Origin of the sequence: Plastoroseomonas arctica (assembly GCF_018128965.1) — a bacterium.
Classification (GTDB): Bacteria; Pseudomonadota; Alphaproteobacteria; order Acetobacterales; family Acetobacteraceae; genus Plastoroseomonas; species Plastoroseomonas arctica.
The window spans coordinates 388664-415621 of sequence record NZ_JAAEDH010000001.1; the positions used below are offsets into that span (position 1 = coordinate 388664).

At 68.2% G+C, this 26958-nt stretch carries 21 protein-coding genes and 1 tRNA gene; 13 read left to right on the forward strand and 9 right to left on the reverse strand.

The annotated features are described in order from the left end of the window. Position 1: 1 nt before the first annotated feature. The 6 genes from GXW79_RS01860 to cydD form a co-directional block, all read right to left on the reverse strand. Positions 2-319 (reverse strand): ETC complex I subunit, encoded by a 318-nt coding sequence (locus GXW79_RS01860; RefSeq protein WP_211872497.1) that lies wholly within the window; start codon positions 317-319, stop codon positions 2-4. Between the two features lie 22 nt (positions 320-341). Continuing rightward, positions 342-415 (reverse strand) — tRNA-Pro (locus GXW79_RS01865). 48 nt (positions 416-463) lie between these two features. Beyond that, entirely contained in the window at positions 464-940 is a 477-nt protein-coding gene (locus GXW79_RS01870; protein ID WP_211872498.1) for a DUF192 domain-containing protein, read from the reverse strand. Next, positions 937-2061, reverse strand: coding sequence for an acetoin utilization protein AcuC (locus GXW79_RS01875; RefSeq protein WP_211872499.1), 1125 nt, complete (start codon positions 2059-2061; stop codon positions 937-939). Before GXW79_RS01875 ends, GXW79_RS01870 begins: the two co-directional genes overlap by 4 nt. Positions 2062-2113: 52 nt before the next feature. Continuing rightward, positions 2114-3772: a thiol reductant ABC exporter subunit CydC gene (gene cydC, locus GXW79_RS01880; protein WP_246503645.1), complete on the reverse strand. Its 1659-nt coding sequence runs from the start codon at positions 3770-3772 to the stop codon at positions 2114-2116. A gap of 8 nt (positions 3773-3780) precedes the next feature. After that, positions 3781-5397, reverse strand: coding sequence for a thiol reductant ABC exporter subunit CydD (cydD, locus tag GXW79_RS01885; protein WP_211872501.1), 1617 nt, complete (start codon positions 5395-5397; stop codon positions 3781-3783). A gap of 125 nt (positions 5398-5522) precedes the next feature. Between cydD and GXW79_RS01890 the strand changes: the two genes are divergently transcribed. Both GXW79_RS01890 and GXW79_RS01895 read left to right on the forward strand, forming a co-directional pair. After that, positions 5523-6413 carry a polysaccharide deacetylase family protein gene (locus GXW79_RS01890; protein ID WP_211872502.1) on the forward strand — a complete coding sequence of 297 codons (891 nt, stop codon included), beginning with the start codon at positions 5523-5525 and terminating at the stop codon, positions 6411-6413. Between the two features lie 111 nt (positions 6414-6524). Next, positions 6525-7466 carry an aspartate carbamoyltransferase catalytic subunit gene (locus GXW79_RS01895; RefSeq protein ID WP_211872503.1) on the forward strand — a complete coding sequence of 314 codons (942 nt, stop codon included), beginning with the start codon at positions 6525-6527 and terminating at the stop codon, positions 7464-7466. Positions 7467-7477: 11 nt separating this feature from the next. Here the strand turns inward: GXW79_RS01895 and GXW79_RS01900 are convergent, their stop codons facing one another. Beyond that, entirely contained in the window at positions 7478-8938 is a 1461-nt protein-coding gene (locus GXW79_RS01900) for a hypothetical protein (RefSeq protein WP_211872504.1), read from the reverse strand. A 271-nt stretch (positions 8939-9209) separates the two neighbouring features. Here GXW79_RS01900 and GXW79_RS01905 point away from each other — a divergent pair, with 271 nt between their 5' ends. The 7 genes from GXW79_RS01905 to rpmG all read left to right on the forward strand — a co-directional run bounded on the left by GXW79_RS01905 (position 9210) and on the right by rpmG (position 18958). After that, positions 9210-10484 carry a dihydroorotase gene (locus GXW79_RS01905; RefSeq protein ID WP_211872505.1) on the forward strand — a complete coding sequence of 425 codons (1275 nt, stop codon included), beginning with the start codon at positions 9210-9212 and terminating at the stop codon, positions 10482-10484. After that, entirely contained in the window at positions 10484-11074 is a 591-nt protein-coding gene (plsY, locus tag GXW79_RS01910; protein ID WP_211872506.1) for a glycerol-3-phosphate 1-O-acyltransferase PlsY, read from the forward strand. Before GXW79_RS01905 ends, plsY begins: the two co-directional genes overlap by 1 nt. Continuing rightward, positions 11071-12159, forward strand: a complete 1089-nt coding sequence (gene dprA, locus GXW79_RS01915; protein ID WP_211872507.1) for a DNA-processing protein DprA — start codon at positions 11071-11073, stop codon at positions 12157-12159. Before plsY ends, dprA begins: the two co-directional genes overlap by 4 nt. A 28-nt stretch (positions 12160-12187) precedes the next feature. Further along, positions 12188-14935: a type I DNA topoisomerase gene (gene topA, locus GXW79_RS01920; protein WP_211872508.1), complete on the forward strand. Its 2748-nt coding sequence runs from the start codon at positions 12188-12190 to the stop codon at positions 14933-14935. 96 nt (positions 14936-15031) lie between these two features. Beyond that, complete coding sequence (locus GXW79_RS01925; RefSeq protein WP_211872509.1) at positions 15032-17203, forward strand: ribonuclease R family protein; 2172 nt, start codon at positions 15032-15034, stop codon at positions 17201-17203. Positions 17204-17298: 95 nt separating this feature from the next. Then, on the forward strand, positions 17299-18702 hold the full coding sequence (locus GXW79_RS01930) for a S41 family peptidase (protein ID WP_211872510.1): 1404 nt from the start codon (positions 17299-17301) through the stop codon (positions 18700-18702). Positions 18703-18790: 88 nt separating this feature from the next. Continuing rightward, complete coding sequence (gene rpmG, locus GXW79_RS01935) at positions 18791-18958, forward strand: 50S ribosomal protein L33 (RefSeq protein ID WP_211872511.1); 168 nt, start codon at positions 18791-18793, stop codon at positions 18956-18958. 29 nt (positions 18959-18987) lie between these two features. On the opposite strand, the gene GXW79_RS01940 is transcribed toward rpmG, so the two are convergent. Further along, on the reverse strand, positions 18988-20379 hold the full coding sequence (locus GXW79_RS01940; protein ID WP_211872512.1) for a PleD family two-component system response regulator: 1392 nt from the start codon (positions 20377-20379) through the stop codon (positions 18988-18990). A 326-nt stretch (positions 20380-20705) separates the two neighbouring features. After that, positions 20706-21890: a pyridoxal-phosphate-dependent aminotransferase family protein gene (locus tag GXW79_RS01945; RefSeq protein WP_211872513.1), complete on the reverse strand. Its 1185-nt coding sequence runs from the start codon at positions 21888-21890 to the stop codon at positions 20706-20708. A 73-nt stretch (positions 21891-21963) separates the two neighbouring features. Between GXW79_RS01945 and GXW79_RS01950 the strand changes: the two genes are divergently transcribed. The 4 genes from GXW79_RS01950 to GXW79_RS01965 all read left to right on the forward strand — a co-directional run bounded on the left by GXW79_RS01950 (position 21964) and on the right by GXW79_RS01965 (position 26913). Continuing rightward, the gene (locus tag GXW79_RS01950) at positions 21964-24846 is read left to right on the forward strand and encodes an FAD-binding and (Fe-S)-binding domain-containing protein (RefSeq protein ID WP_246503607.1); all 2883 of its coding nucleotides are present in this window, start codon (positions 21964-21966) and stop codon (positions 24844-24846) included. Then, the gene (locus tag GXW79_RS01955; protein ID WP_211872515.1) at positions 24843-25412 is read left to right on the forward strand and encodes a DUF924 family protein; all 570 of its coding nucleotides are present in this window, start codon (positions 24843-24845) and stop codon (positions 25410-25412) included. The genes GXW79_RS01950 and GXW79_RS01955 overlap by 4 nt, the downstream gene beginning before the upstream one ends. Before the next feature lie 125 nt (positions 25413-25537). Beyond that, positions 25538-26242: a hypothetical protein gene (locus tag GXW79_RS01960; protein WP_211872516.1), complete on the forward strand. Its 705-nt coding sequence runs from the start codon at positions 25538-25540 to the stop codon at positions 26240-26242. A gap of 65 nt (positions 26243-26307) precedes the next feature. Then, complete coding sequence (locus GXW79_RS01965; RefSeq protein ID WP_211872517.1) at positions 26308-26913, forward strand: glutathione S-transferase N-terminal domain-containing protein; 606 nt, start codon at positions 26308-26310, stop codon at positions 26911-26913. Positions 26914-26958: the final 45 nt, after the last annotated feature.

Below are 26958 nucleotides of genomic sequence, written 5' to 3' on the forward strand. Positions count from 1 at the left end.
CTCAGTGGGACCAGTTCTCGGTGCGGCCGAACTTGAAGTTGTCGGCATAGGCCTTGGGCTTGATCGCGGGCGCGGGCGGCTTCTCGGCCTCAAGCTCATAGGCGATGCCGCGGGCCTCGGCATAGGCGATGGCGGTCGCCTGGGTCGGGAAGAACAGGCGAACCTGGGCCGCGGTGTCGCCCGAGCCGGCCCAGCCGGTCAGCGGATCGGCGCGCTGCGCCTCGCCTGGTTCCCACTCGAACATCCATTCCGTCTTCGACGCGCGGCCGGACTGCATGGCCGACTTCGCCACCGGATGAATTCGCGCACGTTGCGCCATCGAGCCTTCCTTTCCACAACCATCGGGGCGGCGGGACTCGAACCCACGACCTCCTGTACCCAAAACAGGCGCGCTACCAGGCTGCGCCACGCCCCGTCGGCAGCGCGCGCAACTTATGGGCGCGAGAGCCGCACGTCCAGCGGATCAGGGCTGGGTGCCGAACAGCCGGTGCAGCACGCGGTCGCCAACGCGCAAATTCAGCCGCTCCGCCGCCCCACCGGCCAGTTCCAGCGTCGCCCGCACCGGCCCGCGGCTTTCTACGGTCGCGAGGCTCAGCGGCACCGTCCGCTCGGCGATGCGATGGATGCGCCCGTCGGCGGCGATGAACACCATGTCGAGCGGGATGAGGGTGTTGCGCATCCACATCGCGCTCTCGCGCGCCGCACCCCAGTCGAAGATCATCCCCTCGTCATCGGCGAGTGCGGTGCGGAACATCAGCCCGACCATCTGCTGGTCCGGCCCCAGCGCCATCTCGACATTGAAGTCGATCCGGCGACCGTCGCGCGTGGCGATGACGAGGCGCTCGGTCGGCAGCCGCGGCTGCGGCTCGGTGACGCCCGGCTGGGCGAGGGCGGCTATCGGGAACAGCCCCGCAAGGCTCATCAGGGATCGGCGTTTCATGGCGCCGAGTATGCCACGCTTTCGGGCAGGTCGCGCATGACGGCTTCGCAAACCCGCACCACCTCGGCCCGCACCGGGCGAGGGTCCTGCGGCGGATCGACCAGCGTGGTGAACCAGTGCTCCGGCGGATCGCGCCCGGCGGCGCGTGACCAGGACAGAGCGCGCAGCACGGCCTCGGCGGCCGGCGGCAGCCGCTCGGGCGCGACGTGGCCGTTGAGCACGCCCCAGAGCCCGGCCCAGCAGCGCGCCACGGACCACGGATTGTACCCGCCCCCGCCGGTCACGATCAGCCTCGGTGCGAAGCCCATCACCGCGCGCAGCGTCGCGAAATAGGCGTTGTTGGAGAGCGCGAGCCGCGCGAGCGGGTCCTCCGCCAGCGCGTCGGCGCCCGCCTGCACCAGGATCGCCTGCGGCCGGAAATGGCGGATCAGCGGCAGGATGGCGGCCTCGCGCACGAAGGCGGCCTCAGCGTCGCAATAGCCCTCCGGCACCGGGATGTTGCGCGACAGCCGGGACGAGGCAGCACCGGTGAACGGCCAGCGCCCGGCTTCGTGCACCGAGAGCGTCATCACGCGCGGATCCTCGGCGAAGGCCATCTCCACGCCGTCGCCGTGATGCGCGTCGAGGTCGAGGTACAGCACGCGCTCCAGGCCCTGGTCGAGCCAGGCCATGACGCCGAGCACCACGTCATTAAGGTAGCAGAAGCCCGAGGCCCGAGCCGGTTGACCATGGTGCGTGCCGGAGCCCGGCACATGCACCACGCCGCCAGCACGCGTGAGCTGGGCGGCCAGCAGTTGCCCGCCAGCGCCGGTGCGCGGGCGGTCCCACATCTGCGGATAGACCGGGTTGCCGCGCGCCCCGATGTCGAAGCGCGCCTTGTCGTGGTCGCAGATGGCCTGCGTCGCCTGCGCCCGCTCCAGGGCCGCGACGTAGTCGGGCGCATGGAAGCGGGTGAGCTGGGCGGCCTCCGCGCGCGGGCTGTCGCGGTATTGCTCCGGCGTCACCCAGCCGAGCGCGCGGATTAGGTCGAGCGCCGTCGAGACGCGAGGGATCGAGAGCGGATGCTTTCCCCCGAAGGAGGAGCGCCGGTAGATCTCGGAACCGATCAGGATGGGTGGCATGTCGCAGGGATGTTGGCGCCGCGCTCGCGCCTGGCAAGGCGGCGCACACGCATCACCCAGCCGCCGGGATCGCGCGCCCACCCACTAGGCGCAGGATGCGCGTCGGCCGCTCCACGCCCACCAGCCGGTGGGTGATGAGGATCACGCTGCGCCCGGCGGTCGCACTCTCCAGCGTCTCGAGAAAGGCACGCTCATTGGCGGCATCGAGGCCCGCAGCCGGCTCGTCGAGGATCAGCACCGAAGCCGGCGAGAGCAGCACGCGGGCAAGGACCAGCCGCCGCGCCTGCCCGCCCGAGAAGCGCACCCCCGCCTCGCCGCATTGCGTTGCGAGGCCGTCAGGCAGCGCCCGCACCACCTCCCCGACCCGGGCGCGGTCGAGCGCCTGCCACAGCGCCGCGTCATCGGCCCCGGGGTCGGCGATGCGGAGGTTGGCCGCGATGGTGTCGTCGAACAGCCGCGCATCCTGGGTCAGGCAGGCGATGCGCGTGCGCACCAGTGCCGCCGGCAGGTCCGCGATATCGACGCCCCCCAGCGTGATGCGTCCGCCGGCGGGTGCCGCGAGCTTCAGCAATAGCGCCGCGAGCGTGGATTTCCCGGACCCCGAGGGACCCAGCAGCGCGACGCGCGCGCCTTCCGGCACATCGAGGTCCAGCGACTCGAACACCGGGGCACGATCCGGCGTCCAGGCGAAGCGCACGGCTTCAACGCCCAGCGCGTGGCCGATCGGTGCGGCCGCGGGCGTGGCAGGGTCGGACACCGGCGGCGCCGTGTCGGCCGCCTCGAACAGCCGCGCACCAGCGGCGGCGGCCGCGGCGATCGAGGCACCCGCGCGCGGCATCAGCCCCAGCGCTTCGGCCGAAGCGACCGCAAGGAACACCGCCAGCACCGCCGGCGCCATGCCCTCCGCGCCCATCGCCAGGCCCCAGCCCAGCGCGCCGAGCAATGCGAGCCGGATCAGCACCGCGCCCGCGGCGCCGCCGATCGCCGCCTCGCGCGCCACGCGCCGCTCGGCTTCGGCCAAGGCCGCGCCTTCCGCGGCGACGCGCGCGCCGGCGCGGGCCTCGGCATTGGCGGCGAGCGTGTCCTCCATCCCGGTCAGCGGATCGACCACGGCCGCGCGCAGGGCGCCCTGGCGGGATGCGACAGCGGTCGCGACGCGGGCCGCGCGCGGCGCAAGCAGGGGCGGCAGCAGCAACGCCAGCGCCAGCGGCACCACCACCACGGCGGCCAGCGCGGTCGAGGCGAAGCCAAGCACGACGGCGATGCCGAGCACCGCCGCGATTGCCGCGGCACCTGGCACCAGGGCACGCAGGTAGAACCCGTCCAGCGCCTCCACATCCGAGACCAGGCGCCCGAGCAGGTCGCCCATCCGGCGCATGCCGATGCCTGCGGGGAGGCGTTCCGCCAGGCGCCCGAAGAACCAAACGCGGGTGTCGGCCAACGCCCGGAAGGTCGCCTCATGCGTCACCAGGCGCTCGAGGTAGCGCGCGACAGGTCGCGCGACGACAACGCCGCGCAGCATCACGAACGCTAGCCCGCCGCCGCCCACGAACAGCGTCCCGGCGTGGATGCCGTCGGCGACACCGCGCCCGGCCAGCGCCATCAGCGCAAGGCCGAGCAGCACCGAGACAACCGACACCGTCACGCCGGCGAAGAGCCAGCCGCCGCGCGCGCCCCACAACCCGAGGACCCGTCCGAGCACCGCGACCATGGCCACGATCAATCCCCCGCCATCTGCTTGCCCAGCGCCCGGCCGCCGGCAAGGTCCAGCACCGCGGCGCCCCAGGCGCGAAAGCCCCGCGCATGCGTCGCGATAATGGCGGTACGGCCCAGGCACAGCCGCTTGAGGCTCTCCATCACCTCCGCCTCCGTGCCCGGATCCAGGTGCGCGGTCGGCTCGTCGAGCAGCACCAGCGGCGCGTCGCGCAGAAAGGCGCGGGCCACCGCCACGCGCTGCGCCTGGCCGCCGGAGAGGCCGAAGCCGCCCTCCCCCACCACCGTGTCCAGGCCGAGTGGCAGGTCGGCGGCGAAATCCATCACGCGCGCCGCCGCGGCGGCGTCCTGCACCGCCGCCTCATCCGCCTCCGGCCGGCTGAGCCGGATGTTCTCGGCCAGCGTGCCGCGGAACAGGTGCGCCCGCTGGCCGACATAGGCCGTCATGCGGCGTAGCTCGTCGGGGCGCAGCGCCATCGCGTCACGGCCGTTGAAGGCGATGCGACCGCCATCGGGGCGGGCGAAGCCCATCAGCAGGCGCAGCACGGAGGTCTTGCCCGCACCCGAGGCGCCCATGAGCACCAGTGTCTCCCCCGCGCCCACGCGGAAGCTCAGCCCATCCAGAGCCGCGCCGCGCGCAGAGTCGTAAGTGAGGCTGACATTGTCGAAGGTGACGGTCACACGTGGTGGCACGGTCTCGAGCACGAGCCCGCCGCCGGTGCCCACGGCGCCGAGCAGCGGCGCGAGGTCGGCGGCAGCACCAGTGGCACTCAGCCGCTCATGATAGGCCTGGGCGAACAGGCGCAGCGGCTGGAAGAAGGCCGGCACCAGCAGCAGCGCGAACAGCGCCGCCGTCGGATCCGGATGCGCCTCGCCCAGCACCGCGCCGTGCCGGATCGCGATGCAGGCGAGGGTCGCGGCCGCGATTAGCTCCATCGCGCCGGAGGACAGGAAGGCCACCCGCAGCACCTTCATGGTGCGCACCCGCAGCTCCTCGGCGCGGACGCCGAGGGCTGATTGCTCCGCCTTCTCGCGATTGAACAGGACCAGGGTCGGCAGGCCGCGCATGCGGTCGAGGAAGCGGCCTGAGAGCGCCTGCAGCGCCCCGAATTGCCGCCGGCTCGCCGCCGCAGCCCCGATGCCGGCACCGGCCTGCGCCACCGGCACCATGAGCCCCGCGACCACCAGGATCCAGCCGGTGACGCCATCCATCGCGCCCGCCGCGCCCGCCACCATGAGTGGCCCGATGATCGCGAGCATCGCGGCCGGTACCCAGCGGGCGAAATAGCCTTCCATGGCATCGACCCGGTCGACCACCAGCGCGGTCCGTGCGCCGACCGGGCGGAGGTCCTGCACGCCCTTGTCCAACAGGCGCGAAAACGCCTGGGCACGAAGCCTGGCCTTGGCCGCCTCGCCCGCCGCCACCTGGGCCCGTTCCTGCGCGATGCCGAGGCCGGCGGCGATCAGCGCGAGCCCGCCGGCCAGCACCAGCGCCGGCCAGCCGGCATCACCGAAGCCCAGCAGCCGCGCGAGAAGGCCGGCGATCAGCCAGGCTTCCGCGATGCCCACCGCCACCAGCGCTACGCCGATTCCGACCGAGCGGATGACGAGGGGGCGCGCCATGCGCCGCTCCCGCGCCAACAGCGCCGCAGCTTCCCCCCGCTTTTCTCTCAACGCGTTGCTCTCGCCATGCCGAACCGTTTAACCAACCCTCACGCGCCCGTCACCTGTCCGAAGGTCCGCCAACGATGCTGCCCAGCCATGCCCGCTATGACGACCACCCACTGCCCGACCGGCCCCGCTACACTTGGCCGAACGGGGCGCGGCTCGCGGTCTATATCGGGCTCAATTTAGAGCAGTTCGCGTTCGGGGAAGGACTCGGTGCCGAACTTGCGCCGGGAGGGCCGCACCCCGACGTGCTGAACTACGCCTGGCGCGACTATGGCAACCGTATCGGCGCCTGGCGGCTGCTGACCCAGCTCGACCAGCTGGCGCTGCCAGCGACGCTGCTGGTCAACACCGCGATGTATGACGCGGCACCCTCCCTGCTCGCCGCCCACCGGTCGCGCGGGGATGAATTCGCCGGCCACGGCCGCACCAATTCCGAGCGCCAGTCCATACTGCCTCGCGACGAGGAACGCGCGCTGATCGCCCAATGCACCGCGCGCATGACGGCCGAGGAAGGCGTCGCACCCCGCGGTTGGCTCTCGCCCTGGATCGCGGAGAGCGTGGCCACGCCCGACATGCTGGTCGAGGCCGGCTACCGATACACGCTCAACTGGTGCAACGACGACCAGCCGATCTGGCACCGCACCGCGCATGGGCCGCTGCTCGCAATCCCCTACCCGCAGGAGGTGAACGACATCCCCTCGATCGCGGCGCGCAAGGATGGCGCGGCACAGTTCGCGGACATGATCATCGATGATTTCGACGAACGCCTGGAGCAATGCGCGGATGGAATTTCTCAGGTCATGGGCATCGCGTTGCACCCGTACATCATCGGACAGCCCTACAGGATGCGGCAGCTGCGGCGGGCGCTGACGCACATCCATGCCCGGCGCGAGGAGATCTGGATCACGACAGCGGGCGGAATCTTCGATCACGTTGCCGGTTTCCTGCCCGGGACCATCCCGGGGTGAAGCAAGGCCAGGAGGCGCTGCCTCCTGGACCTCCGCCGGGGACAGAGCCTGTCGCCGGACGCCGGCTCGAGATGGCTTCCACAGGGCGCGGGCAGACCCTACCCTGGGGGTATGCCCACTCCTCCTCGCCACCTGCTCGCCATCGAAGGGCTGGAGCCGCCCCATATCGCTGACATGCTGGACCTGGCGGAGAACTACGCCCTGCTCAACCGGTCCGGCAAAACCCAGCGCGACCTGCTCAAGGGACGCACGCTGATCAACCTGTTCTTCGAGGATTCCACCCGCACCCGCACCAGCTTCGAACTCGCGGGAAAACGCCTGGGCGCGGATGTCATCAACATGGCGGTGAGCACTTCTTCCGTGAACAAGGGCGAGACGCTGCTCGACACGGCCTCCACCCTCAACGCCATGCAATGCGACCTGCTGGTGATCCGCCACGCGCAATCCGGCGCGCCCGCGCTGCTCTCGCAGAAGGTGGAGGCCGCCGTCATCAACGCCGGCGACGGCACCCATGAGCACCCTACCCAGGCCCTGCTGGATGCGCTCACCATCCGCCGCCACAAGGGGCACCTGGACAATCTGGTCATCGCGATCTGCGGCGACGTGCTGCACTCCCGCGTGGCGCGATCCAACATCCACCTGCTGCTGACCATGGGTGCCCGTGTGCGGATCGTCGGACCGCCCACGCTGATCCCGGCGGAGGCGGCGCGACTCGGCGTCGAGATCTTTCACACGATGCGCGAAGGCTTGGCGGGCGCGGACGTGGTGATGATGCTGCGGCTGCAGAAGGAACGCATGGCGGGCGGGCTGGTCCCCTCCTCGCGTGAGTTCTTCCGATTCTTCGGGCTGGACGCAGAAAAGCTCGCCTATGCGAAGTCGGACGCCATCGTCATGCACCCGGGCCCGATGAACCGCGGCGTCGAGATCGACAGCGCCATCGCGGATGATCCGGTGCGTAGCGTGATCGGCGAGCAGGTAGAGATGGGGGTCGCCTGCCGGATGGCGGTGCTTGATTTGCTCGCGCGGAACCTGCGGCGGAACACACGAATATAACCTTCAACTCGCTACCTGGTCACAACTAGATTGCTGACCGGATATTGTATCATTATATCCCGCTGCTCACGAGTATTTTTCCAATGGCCACTTTCAATATATGTTGCAGCGCAATCCTCTACTAAATGAACGCGTACGTTATTTTCAAAAAACTCTGGGAAAAGTTCACGCCGAAAAAAATAAATATCCGTTAAATTCTGTCCCATAGCAGCCAGCAGCGGTGCAAACGTACCGAACCCGCAGATAAGGCGTTGAGAAGATTGAATTTCGCGAGCATCACTTTCCAAATCACTACTCAAAAACTTACTTTTAATTCCAATGCTATCAACCCAATCTTTGAATGTATTGACGCACGGGTTGTTAATATCTTCATAAACAATAATTATCTCGTCCACACCAAAATTAACAGCATGTTCGACGCATAACTTATAGTAAGCAAGAGGTGGCTGGACATAGCTGCTTGGTATTTTTCCAGCAGATGCAAATACGTCGCCTGAACGAAAGTGCACCGTTATTGATTTTGACGAACGGCCTTCGCTAGGCTGAAAAAAAACGACAGGAGGCATCAGATGCTTAAATATAAATGAATAACTTGCGTCTCGCAGTAATCTAAGGCCCATATTTTTATCGTCTTTTTTCGTTAGAAGATGGGGGAAAATTCGCAGCCGCCAAAATGAATATGAAAATACACACTCATTCTTCGGAAAATTTCGATCTGTTGTGTACAGTGCTACGCCAGCTTTCTGTTCGATTACTGTTGGGTAATATTTTTCGGTAAAAGAGCGATCTTGATCGATATAAACCTTTGGTATATTAAAAAATTGAGCGACCGCTACAGCGTTTGCTACACAGATAAGGAAATTTCCTAATCTTTGGCTTGTATTGACGTGCAACGCGTCAATTACAACTGAATCGGATGATCCTTGGTAGGTTTTTATGTTGTCATTCTTAATCAACTCCTTGTCAAATTTTGAAATTTGAAAGAATTTGGCGGCATTCCGTAAATTAAAATCTTGCTGCTCAACCAATATTTTAATATGGCGCAGGTGCAATGTAGTCTCTGAGCTTTCAATTCTGATCTTTTTGAAAGACCCGCCTCTTACTGGAACAATGACTTGCGATCCATCGCGATCATTCCCAAAAGGAAAATCAATGATACCAATTTTTGTAAATGTAAATTCTGCATCACTAGAACTTCCACAAATTACAAGGGGCAAACACCGATCTTCAAAGTTCGATCTATTGTAGATTACAATGTATTTTACTTCATAATCTTTACCGAGATCGATCTCCCAGAAAGGACGTTTCTCTGGCAAAGTATGTATCGCATATTCGACATCTAAGCCTTCATCAACTAAACTTGACGCTGAATATCGCCGTCCCCACTTTGGGTGTGATGAACTTACCCTGCATTGCTTGCCGGGAGCGATATTGACGAAATCCTCAGTCCGAAAATTATTCAAGCCTATCATGAAAATATTCCGAATCGGTCTACGAGGAAGCGGACCAAGCCTTGTAGGCAGTTCGCGGCAATTCATCATCCATTTCGCAAACTGGTCTCCAAAGCCTCGTCGCGCTGAACGTCACTAAAGCCCTTTTGACTGAAGGTAAACGCTGCTCATAACGCCATGTCGCCTTGAGGAAGCTCTCCGATCAACGAGCCCGACTACGCAACGCGTTTAGCCTCAACCATTAGTCGGAACGATGGCGGATTTCGCACACCTCCCCTATAAGCGCCAGCAGATGGCCGCCCTCCTCATCACCAACGCACGACTCATGGATGCAGGCGCCGGTCTAGATATCCTCGGTAGTCTCCTCATCAAATCCGGCCGTATCGCCGCGCACGGCCCGTCCCTCACCGCCCCCGAGTTGACTCCGACACTGGACGCCCAGGGCGCCATCCTCGCCCCCGGCTTGATCGACATGCGCGCCTCCCTCGGCGAGCCTGGATTCGAGCATCGCGAGACCATCGCCTCCGCCGCCCGCGCCGCGGCCGCCGGCGGCATTACCACCCTCTGCGCCCTGCCTGATACCGAGCCCGCACTCGACGACCCGGCCCTGCTGCAATTCCTTATCCGCCGCGGCGAGGCGACAGGCAGCCTCACCATCCTCCCCTACGGTGCGGCGACCATCGACTGCGCCGGCAAGGACATGGCCGAGTTCGGCCTGCTGCGCGAAGCGGGTGCCATCGCCTTCACCGACGGCCGGCGTGCCATCGCCAGCGCGCGGGCCATGCGCCTGGCCCTCTCCTACGCCCGTGGCTTCGGGTGCTTCATCGTCCAGCACCCCGAGGACCCCTCGCTGGCCGCCGGCGGTGCAGCAACGGAGGGCGAGCTCGCCACCCGCCTGGGCCTGCCGGGCATTCCGGCAGCGGCGGAGTCCATCCTGGTCGCGCGGGACATCGCGCTCGCCCGCCTGACCGGCGGGCATGTGCATTTTGCCCATGTCTCGACCGGTGCCGCGCTCGACCTCATCCGCGGTGCGAAGGCCGAGGGGCTGCACGTCACCTGCGACACCGCCCCCCCCTATTTCGACCTGAACGAGACCGCCATTGGAGACTACCGCACCTACGCCAAGCTCTCCCCGCCGTTGCGCGCCGATGCCGACCGGCTGGCCGTGGTCGCCGCGCTCGCGGACGGCACGATCGACGCCATCGCCTCCGACCACCAACCCCGCGACGCCGATGACAAGCGCCTGCCCTTCGCCCAGGCCGAGGCCGGAGGCGCCGGCCTCGCCACCCTGCTCGGCATCACACTCGCCCGCGTTCACGGCGGAGACCTCACCATGCTCCAGGCGCTGGCCCTCCTGACATCCAACCCAGCCAAACTGCTGAACCTCGAAACCGGCACGCTGGCCCCCGGCGCCCCGGCCGACCTGGTCCTGTTTGACCCCGAGCGGGGCTGGAAGGTCGAGGCCGGCAAACTTCCCGGGAAGGCCCAGAACTCCCCCTTCGACGGGCGGGCGCTGGAGGGCCGGGTGATCGCCACCTTCAAGGCTGGCCGCCGCGTCTTCGGTTGATGAATCCCTCACTCTACTTCCTCGCCGCGCTGGTCGTCGGCTACCTGCTGGGCTCGATCCCCTTTGGCTTCCTGCTGACCCGCGCGGCGGGGTTGGGCGATATCCGCACCATCGGGTCGGGAAATATCGGGGCGACCAATGTGCTGCGCACCGGCAACAAGAAGGTCGCCGCGGCAACGCTGTTTTGCGATGCCCTGAAGGGAGCGGTCGCGGTGTGGCTGTTTCCGGCCGATCCTCTGGCGGCCGGCACGGCCGTGGTACTGGGTCACATGTTCCCGGTCTGGCTGCGCTTTCGCGGCGGCAAGGGCGTGGCCACCGGCATCGGCGTGTACCTGGCCGCCATGTGGCCTGTCGGCGTCTTCATCTGCGCCACGTGGCTCGTGGGCGCGCTGCTGACGCGCATTTCTTCGGCCGGTGCGCTGTTGGCCTTTGCCCTCGCGCCGATCACCGCCTGGGCGCTGGTGGATGCCGAGCACGCGCTGCTGGCGCTGCTGGTGGGCGTGCTGATCTTCTGGCGGCATGAGGACAATATACGCCGCCTGATCGCCGGCACTGAGCCGCGTATCGGCAAGGCAGCCCGCAGCCCGTGACCCCGGGTGAGGCCATCGCCCGGCTGCGCCTGGCCCGCACCGATGGCATCGGGCCTGCGCAATTCGCCACGCTCCTCACCCGCTACGGCAGCGCGGAGGAGGCTTTGCCCCGCATCGCCGGACGCTTCGCCGTGCCTTCCCCCGGTATCATCGCGCGCGAGATGGACGAAACCCAGCGTCTCGGCGCCCGGTTCCTGCACCTCGGAACGCCAGACTACCCTGAGCTACTCGGCCATATCCCCGATGCGCCGCCGGTCCTCGCCTGTCTCGGCAACCCAGAGACATTGACCATCCGCGCGATCGCCATCGTCGGCGCGCGCAACGCCTCCGCCGCCGGCCGCCGCATCGCCGAGACAATCGCCGAGGCCGCAACCGAGGCCGGCTTGCTCGTCATCTCCGGACTAGCCCGCGGCATCGATGCCGCCGCGCATGCCGGCGCGCTCCGCCACGGCCCCACCGCGGCCGCCATCGCTGGTGGCCTCGACAAGCCCTACCCGCCCGAACACGCGGCGCTGCAGAACCAGATCGCGGAAACGGGCTGCATCCTCGCAGAAGCCCCGCTCGGCACCGCTCCCATCGCGAAGCACTTCCCCCGCCGCAATCGCATCGTCGCCGGCCTCGCTCTGGGCACCATCGTCATCGAGGCCGCCGCCCGCTCCGGCAGCCTCATCACCGCCCGGCTCACGCTCGAATACGGCCGCGAGCTCTTCGCGGTCCCCGGCTCGCCGCTCGATCTGCGCAACCAGGGGTCCAACGACCTCATCCGCCAGGGCGCGCACCTGACCGAGACCATCGCCGACATCCTCGCCAACCTCCCAGCAGAGCCTACGCCGGTCCTGCGACGGCGGACCCTGATACCGCTGGAAACTGCTCCCCAGTCGACCCTTTCCCTCGACGAAGACTCCCCCGAAGCCGCACAAGTGCTTGCTTTATTGGGTAATTCACCGGTGGCGGTTGACGATCTGCTTCGCCGCTGCCACCTCTCGCCCTCCGTCGTCCAGGCGATCCTGCTCGATCTTGAGCTCGCCGGACGGGTCGAGACCTCCCCCGGACAGAGGGTGGCGCTCCGCCCGCCCGGCCCCTGAGGCGGCAGCGGAGAGACCAGCGTCAATCATGACCGATGTCCTCGTCGTCGAATCGCCGGCCAAGGCCAAGACCATCGAGAAGTACCTCGGCGGCGGGACGGTCGTGCTCGCTTCCTTCGGCCATGTCCGCGACCTGATCGAGAAGGATGGCGCCGTCCTCCCCGACGAAAATTTTGCCATGGTCTGGGGCAAGGACCCGCGCGGCGAGGCCCAGGTCGCCAAGATTGCCACCGCCCTGAAATCCGCCACGCGCTTGTTCCTGGCCACCGACCCGGACCGCGAGGGCGAGGCCATCTCCTGGCACGTCAAGGACATGCTGGCCGAGCGCGGTGCGCTCAAGGGCAAGCAGGTGAGCCGCATCACCTTCAACGAGATCACCAAGCGCGCCGTGCAATACGCCGTGGCGCATCCGCGCGAGCTCGATGTCCCGCTGATCGACGCCTACCTGGCCCGCCGCGCGCTCGATTACCTGGTCGGCTACACCCTCTCCCCGGTCCTGTGGCGCAAGCTGCCGGGGTCCAAATCCGCCGGCCGCGTCCAATCCGTGGCCCTCCGCCTGGTGTGCGAGCGCGAAGCCGAGATCGAGGCCTTCAAGCCGCGCGAATACTGGTCGGTCGAGGCCAAGTTCACCACGCCCGCCGGCGCGCCCTTCACCGCCCGCCTCACCCATCTCGACGGCAAGCGCCTGGACCAATTCGACCTGGCGAAAGAAGCCGACGCGAAGCGCGCCGTCGCCGCCATCGAGGCCGAGCAATACGCCGTCGCCTCCGTCGACAAGAAGCGCACCAAGCGCAACCCGCCCCCGCCCTTCATGACCTCCACGCTGCAGATGGAGGCGTCGCGCAAGCTCGGCATGGGCGCCCAGGCGGCGATGCGCACGGCTCAGCAACTCTACGAGGCCGGCCACATCACCTATATGCGGACCGACGGCATCACCATGGCGCGCGAGGCGATCTCCGCCATCCGCGACCACGTGAAGTCCAGCTTCGGCGCCGACTACCTTCCCGCCGCGCCGCGCGAATACACCTCCAAGGCGAAGAACGCCCAGGAAGCGCATGAGGCGATCCGCCCCACCGACGCCACCCGCACGCCGGAAAGCCTTAGCCGCGAGCTGGAAGGCGCCCAGGCCCGCCTCTATGAGCTCATCTGGAAGCGCGCCATCGCCTCCCAGATGCAAGCCGCCGAGATCGACCAGACCGCGGTCGACATCGCCGGCCCCTCGGGCAAGACGCGCCTGCGCGCCAACGGCTCCGTCATCGCCTTCGACGGCTTCCTGAAGCTGTACCGCGAAGATGAGGATGACCGCGCCGCCGACGCCCGCGCCGGCATCGGCACCGCCCCGGCGGCGGAGGAGGAAGACACCCGCATTCTGCCGCCGATGCAGGCGAAGGACGCGCTCAAGCGCGGCGCCGTCACCCCTGCCCAGCACTTCACCCAGCCGCCGCCGCGCTATTCGGAGGCAACACTCGTAAAACGGCTGGAAGAACTCGGCATCGGCCGACCCTCAACCTATGCCTCCATCCTGCAGCGCTTGCAGGACCTGAACTACGTCACGCTGGATAAGCGTCGCTTCGTCGCCCAGGACCTCGGGCGGATGGTGACCACCTTCCTGGTCCGCTTCTTCGAGCGCTATGTGAACACCGGCTTCACCTCCTCCATGGAGGAAGAACTCGACAAGATCTCCGAAGGCAATGCCGATTGGCGCGCGGTCATGCACGCCTTCTGGGTGGAATTCTCCAAGGCCGTCGCGGCGACCAAGGACCTCATGATCCGCGACGTCATCGACGCGCTGGACGAAGACCTCGGCCCCCACATCTTCGCGGACCGTGGCGACGGCACCGACCCGCGCCTGTGCCCCAAATGCCATGAGGGGCGGCTCGGCCTGCGCCTTGGCAAGGGCGGCGCCTTCATCGGCTGTTCCAACTACCCCGAATGCCGCTACACCCGCCCCTTCGGCGTGGGCGGCGAGGGCGAGGAACGCGGCGCTGCCGACCGTGACCTGGGTCTCGACCCCGTCACTAACCAGCCCATCACCATGCGCCGCGGGCCCTATGGACTGTATGTGCAGCTCGGCGAGCCAGGCACCGACGCCAAGGGAAAACCGACCAAGCCGCGGCGCACCAGCCTGCCCAACGGGATGAGCCCCGAAACCGTGACCCTGGAAGGCGCGCTCGGCCTGCTGAGCCTGCCGCGCCCGATCGGGATCGACCCCGAGACCGGGGAGGAAATCACCGCCGGGCTCGGCCGCTTCGGCCCCTATGTGAAGTGCGGGACGATCTTCAAATCGCTCGACAAGGATGATGACGTCCTGACCATCGGCATCAACCGCGCGGTGGTCCTCCTCGCCGACGCTCGCGCCCGCGTGCGCGGCCTGGGCGCCCACCCCAAGGACCAGGCCCCCGTCGAGGTGAAAAAGGGTCGCTTCGGGCCCTACGCGCAGCACGGCAAGACGGTCGCCAACCTGCCGCGCGGAGTGGAGATGGAGACCATCACGCTCGATGAGGCCGTCACCTTACTGGCTGAGAAGGGCAAGGTGCTGGCGCCGAAGGGCGGCAAGGGTGCCAAGGGCAAGAAGGTGCCGGCCAAGACCGTGACGGCTCCGGCAGCTGCGCCCTCCGCGCCACGCAGGGCCGCCGCTCCCGCATCAAAGGCCAAGCCGAAGGCAAAGCCACGAGCCGCGAGCAAGGCTGCGGCACGACCCAAGGCGGCGGCCAGCAAGGCGACCGCAGCGACAAAAAAACCGGCGGCGAAAGCCAAAGCGAAGGCCAAGAAGTGACAAAGGTCGGGGAAAAGAATTTCCCCGAACCCCATTCTTTTATTTTTGACCCATGGTCCCGTGCCCCGCGTCAGCGACGGATTGGCTGATCCACCCATGCCCCGCTTCGGCCCGCCACCCAAAGGTCACCGCGCCCGCGCGAAACCCGCCCCTCTTCCCACCGCAACCGGCACCCCGGGCGAGCTTCCCACGCTGGACGCCCTCCGCGTCTTCCTCTCCAAGGCCAAGGGCAAGGTCGGCAAGTCCGACATCTCCCGCGCCTTCGGCCTCACCACCGAGCAGCGCCCCGCCCTTCGCGCGCTGCTCTCTGAGATCAAGGCAAACACCCCCGCCGACGTCGCCCAAGCCGTCATCCAACACGGCCACCTGCCGGACACCGCCGTCGTCGAGGTCACCGGCACCGACCCCGATGGTGACCCCATCGCCAAACCTCTCGCCTGGTCGGGAGAAGGCCGCCCTCCCATCATCTACATGCGCGCCGAGGCCCGCGGCCAACCGGCCCTCGCCCCCGGCGAACGCGTCCTCGCGCGCTTAAAACCCATCGGCGCCGGCAAGTATGAAGGCCGCACCGTCCAGCGCATTCCCGCCAAATCCCCCGCCCGCATCCTGGGCGTCTTCACCGACGGCAAGATCGAGCCCACCGACCGCCGCCACCGCGCAGACTGGATCGTCCCCCCCGGCGAATCCCTCGGCGCCGAGAACGGCGAAATCATCCTCGCCGAACCCCTCCCCGGCGCCCATTTCGGCCCTCGCCCCGCCCGCATCATCGAGCGCCTGGGCCAGATGGGCGCCCCCCGCTCCGTCTCCCTCATCTGCATCCACACCCACGGCATTCCCGACACCTTCCCCGCCGCCGCCCTCGAAGAGGCTGCCCGCGCCACCGCCACCCCGCTGGCCACCCGAGAAGACCTCCGCCCAACCCCGCTGATCACCATCGACGGCGAAGACGCGCGGGACTTCGACGACGCCATCTGGGCCGCCCCCGACGGCACCGGCTGGCGCATCCTCGTCGCCATCGCCGACGTCGCCCACTACGTCCCCCCCGGCTCCGCGCTCGACCGCGAAGCCCAGCTCCGCGGCAACAGCGTCTACTTCCCCGACCGCGTCGTCCCCATGCTCCCCGAGGCCCTCTCCAACCACTGGTGCTCCCTGGTCCCCAACGAGGACCGCGGCTGCCTCTTCGCCGACATGCGCTTCGACGCCTCCGGCAAAAAGCTCTCCCACCGCTTCGGCCGCGGCCTGATGCGCTCCGCCGCCCGCCTCACCTACGAACAGGCCCAATCCCACCACGACCAGGGCACCGACCCCGAGGGCGTCCCCCCCGGCCACATCGCCACCCTCTACGCCGCCTTCCGCGCCCTGCTCACCGCCCGCGAGGCCCGCGGCACGCTGGAGCTCGACCTCCCCGAGCGTCGCGTCACGCTCGACGCCGCCGGCAACGTCACCGCCATCACCCCCCGCGCGCGCCTGGACAGCCACCGACTCATCGAGGAGTTCATGATCGCCGCCAACGTCGCCGCCGCCGAAGCACTCGACCAAAAGCCCTGCCTCTACCGCATCCACGACCGCCCCTCGGACGCCAAGCTCGAAGGCCTCCGCCAATTTCTCGAATCACTCGGCATGGCACTGCCGGCGGTGGACCGCATGCTGCCCCGCGACTTCCAGCGCCTGCTCGACCAGGTCCAGGACAAGCCCGAGCAGCGCCTGGTCCACGAGACCATCCTCCGCGCCCAATCCCAGGCCGCCTACGACCCCGACAACATCGGCCATTTCGGCCTGGCCCTGCCGCGCTACGCGCACTTCACCTCGCCGATTCGCCGCTACGCAGATCTCTTCGTCCATCGCGCCCTTCTCGACGCCCTTCCGGCCGAGGAATCGGCCCGCGCGAAAGAGATCGGCGAACACATCACCGGCACCGAACGCCGCGCCGCCGCGGCCGAACGCGAGGCCGTTGAACGCTATCTCGCCGCGCACATGGCCACGCGCGTCGGAAGCATGTTCGATGCGCGTATTTCCGGCGTGACTCGCTTCGGCCTCTTCGTCACTTTGGTCGAGAATGGTGCGACGGGAATCATCCCCCTCGCCTCCCTACCGGACGACCGATGGCAGCACGACGAGGCCCGGCAAGCGCTCACCGGCCGCCACACGCATTTGACGTTTTCGCTGCGTGCCGCGGTCGAGGTGCGGCTGGTCGAAGCCAATGCCCGCACGGGCGGCATGGTCTTCCACATCATGCAGGGCGTGCCGGCGCGCAAACCTTCGCGCTAGCCCGGCTGGCGCAAGCCTGCGTCGTCGCGATCCTGCTGAGCATCACCGCACACGCGAGCGAGGCCGACCGCTTCCCCCGCGCCCAGGCCGAAGCCGTGCTCGCCGAGGCGTTCGGCGCGGTCATCGAGCGGCACCTGACGCCGGTCGCGCCGAACGACCTGCTGCTGTGGAGCCTGCGCGGCCTCACCGCGCTGGATGAGGGTATCACCGCCGACATCAGCGAGGGCCGCCTCACGCTGCGCAGCGCCGGTGCGCCCATCGCCGGCCAGGTGCTGCCCCGCGGTCCGCCCGCGCCTCCGGCGCTTGCCCGCAGCCTCGCGGCACTGCTCGGCGCCGGATGGACCGCTTCGGCCGCCATCCGCGAGGCCGGATTCGAGCGCGTGCTGCAATCGAGCTTCGAGGAGCTGTTCAACCATCTCGACCCCTATAGCCGCTACGTCACCGCGGAGGAGGCGGTAGCCGCGCGCGAACGCCGCATCGGCCAGCGCGGCCTGGGATTGCGCCTGGCCATCGGACCGCGGCGAAGCGTGGTGCTGGCCACCGTCGCCCCCGGCGGCCCGGCGGCGCTGTCCCGGCTCCGTCCTGGCGACCGGCTGTTGGACATCGATGGCGTGCCCGTCTCCGCCGACGACCTGCCCGACGCCGCCGCCCGGCTGGAAGGCCCGACTGGAGGCGCGGTGACCCTCACCCTCGCGCGCGGCGGCCAGCGGCTGCGGGTGAGCCTGCTGCGCGCCCCGGTGCCGCCCGAGACGGTCACCGCCGAACGGATCGACGGCATCCTCTATCTCCGCCTCTCGGCCTTCTCCCAGGGCTCGGCCTCGCAGCTGGTGGGCCAGATCACCGATGCCGGGATCGCGGGCGCACCGCGCGGCTACGTGCTCGACCTGCGCGGCAATCGCGGCGGGCTGCTGCCCCAGGCCGCGGCCGTGGCCGACGTCTTCCTCCAGTCTGGCGAGATCATGCGCACCGAGGGCCGCCACCCCGAAAGTGGGCGCAGCTGGATCGCCTCGGGCGGTGACCTCACCCATGGGCGCCCGCTGGTCGTGCTGGTCGACGGGCGCACCGCCTCCTCGGCGGAGGCGGTGGCCGCCACGCTCGGCGACCGTGGCCGTGCCGTGCTGGTCGGCAGCGGCACCACCGGCAAGGGGCTGGTGCAGATCGTCATCCCGCTGCCCAACGCGGCGGAGCTGCTGGTCTCCTGGTCGCGCCTGGTGGCCCCCCAGGGCTGGCCGATCCAGTCGCTCGGCGTGATGCCCAACCTGTGCACCAGCCTGGGCGAGGAGGCGACGGCCGCTGCGCTGCTCATGCTGTCAGAGGGCGAGACGCCGATGGCCGTCCCGGTCGCACGCGTCCGCGCCGCCCGCGCCCCGGTCGATCCCGATGATGCCCAGCGCCTGCGCGGTCCCTGCCCGCCGGCCGAGGGCCGCGAGGCCGATCTCTCGGTCGCGCGCGCCCTGATCGAGCGACCCGAGCTGTACCGCACCGCGCTTCAGCCTTGATTTCCGCCCCAAACCCTGTAGATACCGGCCCCTCTTGCAGTCTTGCCCGCGCTGGCCGCCATCGGTCCCGGGTTCCGGAGTAGGTCCCATGGCCAAGTCGAATACCATCCTTATCAAACTCGTCAGCAGTGCCGAGACCGGGTATTTCTACGTGACGAAGAAGAACACGCGGAACATGACCGGCAAGATGGAACAGCGGAAGTACGACCCGGTCGTGCGGAAGCACGTCGTCTTCAAGGAATCCAAGATCAAGTAATCGCCTGCGGGGCTCCGGCCCCGCAAGGTTCAGAATGCGGCCGCGGCCGAGGATGTGGGGCCCATCCGGTCCGTATCCTGTGCGACCTCGACACGGTCGCGCCCGGCTCGCTTGGCCCGGTACAGGGCGGTGTCGGCCGCCGAGATCACCACATCCGAAGCCATCCCCGGCAGCGCAATCGCCACGCCGGTGCTGATCGTGACCGAAATCCGCTGGTCGCCCAGCCGGAACGGCATGTCGGCCACGGCGCGTTGCAGGCGGCCGGCGATCGCCATCACCTCCTCGTCGGCATCGGTATCGAGCACGACCAGGAACTCCTCGCCGCCATAGCGGCCGATGACATCGGAGGCGCGCAGCTGGTCCTGCATCCGCAGCGCGATCTCCTGCAGCACGTGGTCGCCCGAGGCGTGGCCGAATCCGTCATTGATGCGCTTGAAATGGTCGACATCGACGAGCAGCGCCGTCGCACCCTTGCCGCCGCGGAGCAGGGCGTCGAGGTGGCGGCGCACATAGCGGCGGTTGCGCAGCCCGGTCAGCGGGTCCGTCACCGCCATCTCGAGCGAGCGGTCGAGGTCGTTCTGCAGGCTCTCCTGAAAGCGGCGGCGGCGGATCTGGTTGCGCACCCGCGCGCGCAGCTCGTTGGGGTCGACCGGGCGCAGCACGTGGTCGTTGGCGCCGAGGTCGAAGCCGCGCAGGATCGGCGCCTGCTGGTCCGGGTCGCCCACCAGCAGCAGCGGCAGATCGCGCGTGGCCGCCGAGGCGCGCAGGCTCGAGGCGAAGCGCAGCGCCTCAACCTCAGGCGCCCGCAGCGAGAGCAGCACCAAGTCGAAGCCACCACCTGCCAGCAGCAAGCGCGCCTCCGCCTCGTCACACCCGTTGAGCAGGGAGATGCCGTCGGCGGCGAGTATGCCGCCCAACAGGGCCGCCTCCGCCGCGTCGGCGCGGAGCAACAGGGCACGCGTCCCCTCGAGCGCGAGTGGCAGCGGCGGACGCGCTTCGAGGCCGAGCTCGCGCGCCGTGTTCTGGCGCAGCCGCCAGGCATCGGTCACCTGTTTCACGCGCAGCAGCGCCCGCAGCCGTGACAGCAGCGTCGCCTCGCTCACTGGCTTGGAGAGGAAATCATCGGCACCGGCCTCGAGCCCGCGGACCCGCTCATCGGTGTCGACGAGTGCCGTCACGATCACGACCGGGATGTGCTGCGTTTCGGCATCGGCCTTCAGCAGCCGGCAGCATTCGAAGCCGTCCATCACCGGCATCATCACGTCGAGCAGGATGATGTCTGGCGACCAAGCATGCGCCGCCGCGATGGCTTCGGCACCCGAGCCAGCCTGCGACACCTCGAAAAATTCGGCACGAAGGCGCGCCTCCAGCAACCGGCGGTTGGCGGCCACGTCGTCGACAACCAGAATGCGTGCAGTCATCCAGTCGGTTCCAACCGACCCATCGCGCGCCGCGCCGAGGGCTTCGCCAAAGGTGACCGTACGAGCAAACGCTGTTCCTTCAACACCAACCCGGGTCCGGCACAGGGACCGGTTTAATAGGCACGGGTTATCATAGCGTAAAACCAAAGGCTTTTCGACCGTTCATCCCGATACCGCATCGACCTTGACGCGCTGCCGGACGGTTGTGGACCTCTGCGTATAATCGCGCGGTCGCGAGGTTGCGAGGGCCGCGCGCGTCAAGCGCAACCAGCGCACGGCAAAGTGAGTCTTGTAACGCGAGCGCGCCCACCGGCGCGCCGCTGCGATCACTGATTGCCGGTGAGAAACTCCATCGCCGCCTGGGCACCCCCGGCGGCATGCGGCACCGCTGCGACGCGCAGCCCCATCTCCACGCCCGAGAGCGTGGCCATCAGGGTGAGGTCGTTCATGTCGCCCAGATGGCCGATGCGGAAGGCGCGGTCGTTCAACTGGCCCAGGCCATTGCCGAGGCTCATGTTGAATTTTTCCAGGATGGCGGCGCGCAGCGCGTTTGCCGAGTGGCCCTCGGGCAGCCGCACGCAGGTGAGCACCGGGGAGTAGTGGCGGGCATCCTCGACCTGCACCTCCAGCCCCCAGTGGCGTACGGCGCGGCGCGTCGCCTCGGCATGGCGCTCGTGGCGCGCGAAGACGTTTTCGAGCCCTTCCTCGAAGATCATGTCGCAGGCGGTGTCCAAGCCGTAGAGCAGGTTCGTCGCCGGCGTGTAGGGGAAGTAGCCGGTCGCGTTGGAGGCGATCATCGGGCCCCAATCCCAGTAGCTGCGCGGCAGCTTGGCGGTTTTGCTAGCCTCCAACGCCTTCTTCGAGAGGGCGTTGAAGGAGAGACCCGGGGGCAGCATCAGCCCCTTCTGGGAGCCCGACACGGTCACATCCACGCCCCAGGCGTCATGGCGGTACTCGGCCGAGGCCAGCCCACTGATCGTGTCCACCAGCAGCAGCGCCGGATGCCCGGCCGCATCGATCGCGGCGCGCACCTCGGCGATGCGCGAGGTTGCCCCCGTCGAGGTCTCGTTGTGCACCACCGCCACGGCCTTGATCGCGTGGCCCTTGTCGGCGGCCAGGCGCTCGGCGATCTGCGCCACATCCGCCCCGCGCCGCCAATCGGTCTTGATCAGGTCGGTGACGATGCCGAGCTTGCCCGCCATCTCCTGCCACAGATGCGCGAACCAGCCGGTCTCGCACATCAGCACCCGGTCACCGGGCGAGAGCGTGTTTGCCAGGGCCGCCTCCCAGGCACCGGTGCCCGAGGCGGGGAAGATCACCACCGGCTGCGTGGTCTGGAAGATGCGCTGCACCTTCTCCAGCACCTGCTTGCCGAGCAGTCCGAAATCCGGGCCGCGATGGTCCATGGTGGCGTTGTCGATCGCGCGCAGGATGCGGTCCGGCACTGTGGAGGGGCCGGGAATCTGGAGGAAATGCCGCCCCGACTGACGCTTCGATTCGAAATAGGGCATGCGCGATCCTTCGCTCTGAGCCCCCTGTCTAACCGCCTCCCCGCCCCGCCGCCAATGCGGTATGCAAACCCCCATGACCGTCATGCGCCTGGGCGACAGCCGCCTCGCCAACCGCCTCCGCGCCGAAACCGAGGGCGAGGTGCTGTTCTCCGCCGCCGATCGCGGCCGCTACGCCACCGATGCGAGCATCTACCAGATCGAACCGCTGGGCGTGCTGGTGCCGCGCACCACCGCCGATGTGGAAGCCGCCATGGCCATCTGCCGCGAGGGGGGCATCGCGGTGCTGCCGCGGGGCGGCGGCACCTCCCAATGCGGCCAAACCGTCAACCAGGCGCTGGTGATCGACTGCACCAAGTACCTGCGCAACGTGCTGAGCGTGGAAGGCGACACCGCGCGGGTGCAGCCCGGCATCACGCTGGGCGCGCTGAACGAGGCGCTGAAGGCATCTGGGCAGTTCTTCCCGGTGGATCCCTCCACCTGGCAGCGCTGCACGATCGGCGGCATGGCGGCGAATAATTCCTGCGGCAGCAAATCCATCCGCTACGGGCTGATGGCCGACAATGTGCGCGCCATTGACGCCATCCTGGCCGATGGATCGCGCTTCGATTTCGCCGATCTGGCGGAAAATTTGGGTGAGACTATCCCGGCGCCCATCGCCGACCTTGTGAACCGCTTGCGCGCACTGGGCGCGCGGGAGGCCGAGGAAATCACGGCCCGCTTCCCGCACCAGCTTCGTCGCGTCGGCGGCTATAACCTCGATGCGCTGACACCTGCCGCACGCGCCGCCGGGCGTGGCAACCTCGCGCGGCTGCTGGTCGGGAGCGAGGGGACGCTAGCCTTTTCGGCGGCGCTCGATCTCAAGCTGTGGCCGATCAAGCCGCGCAAGGTGCTGGGCATCTGCCAGTTCCCGACCTTCCGCGCCGCGATGGAGGCGTCGCGGCACCTGGTGGCGCTTCACCCCGAGGCGGTCGAGCTGGTGGACCGCACCATGATCGACCTGGGGCGTTCGATCCCGATCTATCGCCGCACCATCGCCGCCATGCTGATCGGCGAGCCGGACTCCATCCTCATCGTGGAGTTCCACGGCAGCGAGGACGGCCCGCTGCTGCAATCCCTCGACCGCCTGGATGAGGCGATGGCAGATCTCGGCCATCCCGGCGCCATCGTGCGCGCGACCGACGCCCCCTTCCAGGCGGCGATCGCCGAGGTGCGCGAGGCCGGGCTGAACATCATGATGTCCATGAAGGGCGACGGAAAACCCGTCTCCTTCATCGAGGATTGCGCCGTCGGCCTCGACGACCTCGCCGACTATACCGAACGCCTGAACGACGTCTTCGCGAAGCACGGCACCAAGGGCACCTGGTACGCCCACGCCTCGGTCGGCTGCCTGCACGTCCGCCCCGTGCTGAACATGAAATCCGGCGAGGACGTCACCAAGATGCGCGCCATCGCGGAGGAATGCTTCGCGCTCGTCCGCGAATACAAGGGCAGCCACTCCGGCGAGCATGGCGACGGCATCGTCCGCTCCGAATTCAACGAGCCGATGTTCGGCTCGCGCATCGCCCGCGCCTTTGAGGTCGTGAAGGACGCCTTCGACCCGGCCGCGATGCTCAACCCCGGCCGCATCACCCGCGCACCGAAGATGGATAACCGGTCGCTGTTCCGTTACGCGCCGGGCTACGCACCGGCGCCGATCACGCCCGTGCTCGACTGGAGCGAACATCCCGGCGCGCTGCTCGGCGCGGTCGAGATGTGCAACAACAACGGCACCTGCCGGAAATTCGACGCCGGCACCATGTGCCCCAGCTATCGGGTCACCCGCGACGAGACGCATCTGACCCGCGGCCGCGCCAATACCCTCCGCCTGGCCCTCACCGGCCAGCTCGAAGGCGGCCTCGCCTCGGACGCCGTGCAGGAGGCGCTGTCGCTCTGCGTCTCGTGCAAGGGCTGCCGGCGGGAATGCCCCACGGGCGTCGACATGGCGCGGATGAAGATCGAGGCGCTGGCTGCACGCCAGGCGACGCATGGCGTGGCGCTGAAGGACCGCGTCATCGCGACCTTGGCGCATTGGGCGCCCTTTGCCGCTATGTTTCCGCCGCTCGCTAATGCGCGGGAATGGATCCCCGGCGCTCGCTGGCTGGGCGAAAGACTGCTCGGCTTCGCGCGAGAGCGCCCCCTTCCCCGCTTCGCCTGGCGCGCCTTCCACGATGCCGAACTGCCCGAGCCCTCCGGCGCGCCGGGCGAGGTCATCCTGCTGCCCGACCTGTTCAACCGCTATTTCGAGCCGGAAAACCTCCGCGCCGCCATCCGTGTGCTCACCGCCGCCGGCCACCGCGTCACCCTTGCCCGGCCCGCGCGCGGCGCGCGGCCGCTCGATGACGGTCGTACTCTTCTCGCCGCTGGGCTGGTCACGAAAGCCCGTGCCGAGGCCGCGCGCACGCTGGCAGCACTGAGCACCTTCCCCGACAAGCCGGTCATCGGCATAGAGCCCTCCGCGCTGCTGACCCTGCGCGACGAATTCCCCGCCATGCTGCCCGGTCCCGCCACCGAGGCGCTGGCAGCCCGGGCCCACTTGCTTTCGGAGTTCTTGATCGCGACCAAGGCGCAGCTCCCCTTCAAACGCATCGAGGCCACCGCGCACGTGCACGGTCATTGCCACCAGAAGGCGTTCGGCGCCTTCCCCGCCGCCATCGCGCTCCTCTCCGCCATCCCCGGCCTGAAGGTGCTGCCCATCACCTCCTCCTGCTGCGGCATGGCCGGCGCCTTCGGCTACGAGGCAAAGAATCTCGCGACCTCGAAGGCGATGGCGGAGCTCGCTCTGCTCCCGGCCATCCGCCGCGCCAATGCAGACCACCTCGTCATCGCCGACGGCACCTCCTGCCGCCACCAGATCGACGACCTTGCGGGGCGCGAGGCGATCCACGCGGTGCGGCTGCTGGACCGGGCACTGGCATGACAGACGACGTCCTCGCCTTCTGGTTCGCCGAGGGTCGCGACACCCCGCGCAAGGCCTGGTTCCTGCGCGATGACGCCTTCGACGCCGCGATCCGTTCGCAGTTCGGCGCCCTGATCCTCCCCGCCCGCGAGGGCGCTCTCGATGGTTGGGCCGCGACCCCGAACGGTGCACTCGCGCTGCTGCTCGTGCTGGACCAATTCCCGCGCAATCTCGAGCGCGGTTCGCCCGGAGCCTTCGCGTCCGACTCGCACGCTCGCACCGTGGCGCGCGACGCGGTGCTCGCAAAGCGCCTCGACTTGCGGCTCACGCCCACCGAGCGCGTCTTCCTCTACCTGCCCTTCGAACATGCCGAGGCGAACGCCGACCAGGATCTCTCGGTCGCCCTCTTCGAAGGGCTGCGCGACAGTGTCTTCCACCGCGCGCCGGGCGGCAGCATCGACTATGCGTGGCGCCACCGCGCCGTCATCCGCCGCTTCGGCCGCTTCCCGCATCGCAACGCCGTGCTCGGCCGGGAGAACACGCCCGACGAGGCCGCATACCTGGCGGCACCTGGCGCCGGCTTCTGAGGCGCTCGCCGCGGGTTCGTGATGGCTAGCGCGGGAATGTCACTGCCCTGCAACGGAATTGCGCGTGACATTCCACATATGCAACAATACGGTCCCGGTCGTCATCATCGCGCCGGGAGCCGTCAATGCCCATCACCTACCTCGAATACGCCGCGATCGCCGCGGCCGCGTATTACCCGACGCGCGCCGATACCGGCCGCGGCTTCGCACGCTTCTCTCCGATGCGGCGTGAGATGTCGGGCTTCCAGGGCGCCATCTACCGGCGCGCCGGCGGCGGCACCAATGCCTGGGTCGTGGGCATCGCCGGCACCCAGCCAACCGATGGCGGCGGCGCCGATGTCGTAGCCGATGCGGGCTTCGGAGGCGCCGCGGGCGCTGTCTTCGGCATCCCCGGCGCGATCCTGTCGCTGGCCGGCGCCGTGCTGCTTTCGCGGCAATGCGCCTCGGCCGAGCAGCTCGTGACCGAAGCCCGAGCGGCGATGGCGCGGGGCGACTCGCTCTCCATCACCGGCCACTCGCTGGGCGGCGGCATCGCGCAGATCGTCGCGGCCCGCACGGGCGTGACGGCCATGGCCTTCAACCCGCCCGCGGTGACCGCGGTGGGAGGGGTGGCCGCCGCCTATGGCCGCACCAAGCCGAAGATCACCAACCTCAAGGTCAAGAACGATCCGATCAACTACTCCGGCGCGGTCGGCGGCTGGCTCGGCAAGGTGGTGATCCTGAACTCGCCCCGCTCCGGCGGCGATGCCCATTCGATCGACCGCACCATTGCCGAGCTGTCGCCGGCCGGCGCCTTCAGCGCGCTCGGCGGCAGCGACCCCTTCGCCTGAGCCAGGGCCTGCCCGGGCGGCCGCTTCGCAGCTAGAGAGGATCCAACCCGAGGGAAGGATCCTCCATGCAGCTCATCGGCCGCAATCTCAGCCCCTTCGTCCGCCGCGTGGCGGCGACGCTGAACCTCTACGCGATCCCGTTCGAGCACCTGGCCTTCAGCACGGTGGACGATGCGGCCGATATCGCGCGCTACAACCCACTGGTGCGCGTGCCGGCCCTGGTGCTCGATGATGGCGAGACGCTGATCGACTCCGCCGCCATCCTCGATCATGTCGAGACGCTGGCACCGGCCGGCCAGGCGCTGCTTCCGCCCCCGGGCCCTGCCCGCCGGGCCGCGCTGCGCGCCGAGTCGCTGGCACTGGGCGCCTGCGACAAGGGCGTTGCCGCGTTGATCGAGCTCAAGCGTCGGGCGCCGGAGCATCGCTCGGAAGCTGTGGCGGCGGGCCAGCTGCGCCAGGTGCAGGGTGGACTCGCTGCACTGGAGGCGATAGCGCCCGAACCCTACCTGCTTGGGGCGCTGATGACCCAGGCGGACGTCACGACCGCTGTCCTGATGGACTTCCTCGACGTTGTGCATCCCGGGATTACCGCCGACTATCCCGCGCTGAGCGCGCTGCGGCATCGTTTGAACAAGATTGAGGCAATCGGCAGCACACGCTGGATCGCTTGAGGATTTCTTCAAACTGTCGCGGTGAGACTCTTGTTGCACCGCGAT

Coding starts and splice junctions, on each gene's coding strand:
- GXW79_RS01860 (WP_211872497.1), bottom strand. CDS start 319: ATGGCGCAACGTGCGCGAATTCATCCGGTGGCGAAGTCGGCCATGCAG.
- GXW79_RS01870 (WP_211872498.1), bottom strand. CDS start 940: ATGAAACGCCGATCCCTGATGAGCCTTGCGGGGCTGTTCCCGATAGCC.
- GXW79_RS01875 (WP_211872499.1), bottom strand. CDS start 2,061: ATGCCACCCATCCTGATCGGTTCCGAGATCTACCGGCGCTCCTCCTTC.
- cydC (WP_246503645.1), bottom strand. CDS start 3,772: ATGGTCGCGGTGCTCGGACGGGTCCTCGGGTTGTGGGGCGCGCGCGGC.
- cydD (WP_211872501.1), bottom strand. CDS start 5,397: ATGGCGCGCCCCCTCGTCATCCGCTCGGTCGGAATCGGCGTAGCGCTG.
- GXW79_RS01890 (WP_211872502.1), top strand. CDS start 5,523: ATGCTGCCCAGCCATGCCCGCTATGACGACCACCCACTGCCCGACCGG.
- GXW79_RS01895 (WP_211872503.1), top strand. CDS start 6,525: ATGCCCACTCCTCCTCGCCACCTGCTCGCCATCGAAGGGCTGGAGCCG.
- GXW79_RS01900 (WP_211872504.1), bottom strand. CDS start 8,938: ATGATAGGCTTGAATAATTTTCGGACTGAGGATTTCGTCAATATCGCT.
- GXW79_RS01905 (WP_211872505.1), top strand. CDS start 9,210: ATGGCCGCCCTCCTCATCACCAACGCACGACTCATGGATGCAGGCGCC.
- plsY (WP_211872506.1), top strand. CDS start 10,484: ATGAATCCCTCACTCTACTTCCTCGCCGCGCTGGTCGTCGGCTACCTG.
- topA (WP_211872508.1), top strand. CDS start 12,188: ATGACCGATGTCCTCGTCGTCGAATCGCCGGCCAAGGCCAAGACCATC.
- GXW79_RS01925 (WP_211872509.1), top strand. CDS start 15,032: ATGCCCCGCTTCGGCCCGCCACCCAAAGGTCACCGCGCCCGCGCGAAA.
- rpmG (WP_211872511.1), top strand. CDS start 18,791: ATGGCCAAGTCGAATACCATCCTTATCAAACTCGTCAGCAGTGCCGAG.
- GXW79_RS01940 (WP_211872512.1), bottom strand. CDS start 20,379: ATGACTGCACGCATTCTGGTTGTCGACGACGTGGCCGCCAACCGCCGG.
- GXW79_RS01945 (WP_211872513.1), bottom strand. CDS start 21,890: ATGCCCTATTTCGAATCGAAGCGTCAGTCGGGGCGGCATTTCCTCCAG.
- GXW79_RS01950 (WP_246503607.1), top strand. CDS start 21,964: ATGACCGTCATGCGCCTGGGCGACAGCCGCCTCGCCAACCGCCTCCGC.
- GXW79_RS01955 (WP_211872515.1), top strand. CDS start 24,843: ATGACAGACGACGTCCTCGCCTTCTGGTTCGCCGAGGGTCGCGACACC.
- GXW79_RS01960 (WP_211872516.1), top strand. CDS start 25,538: ATGCCCATCACCTACCTCGAATACGCCGCGATCGCCGCGGCCGCGTAT.
- GXW79_RS01965 (WP_211872517.1), top strand. CDS start 26,308: ATGCAGCTCATCGGCCGCAATCTCAGCCCCTTCGTCCGCCGCGTGGCG.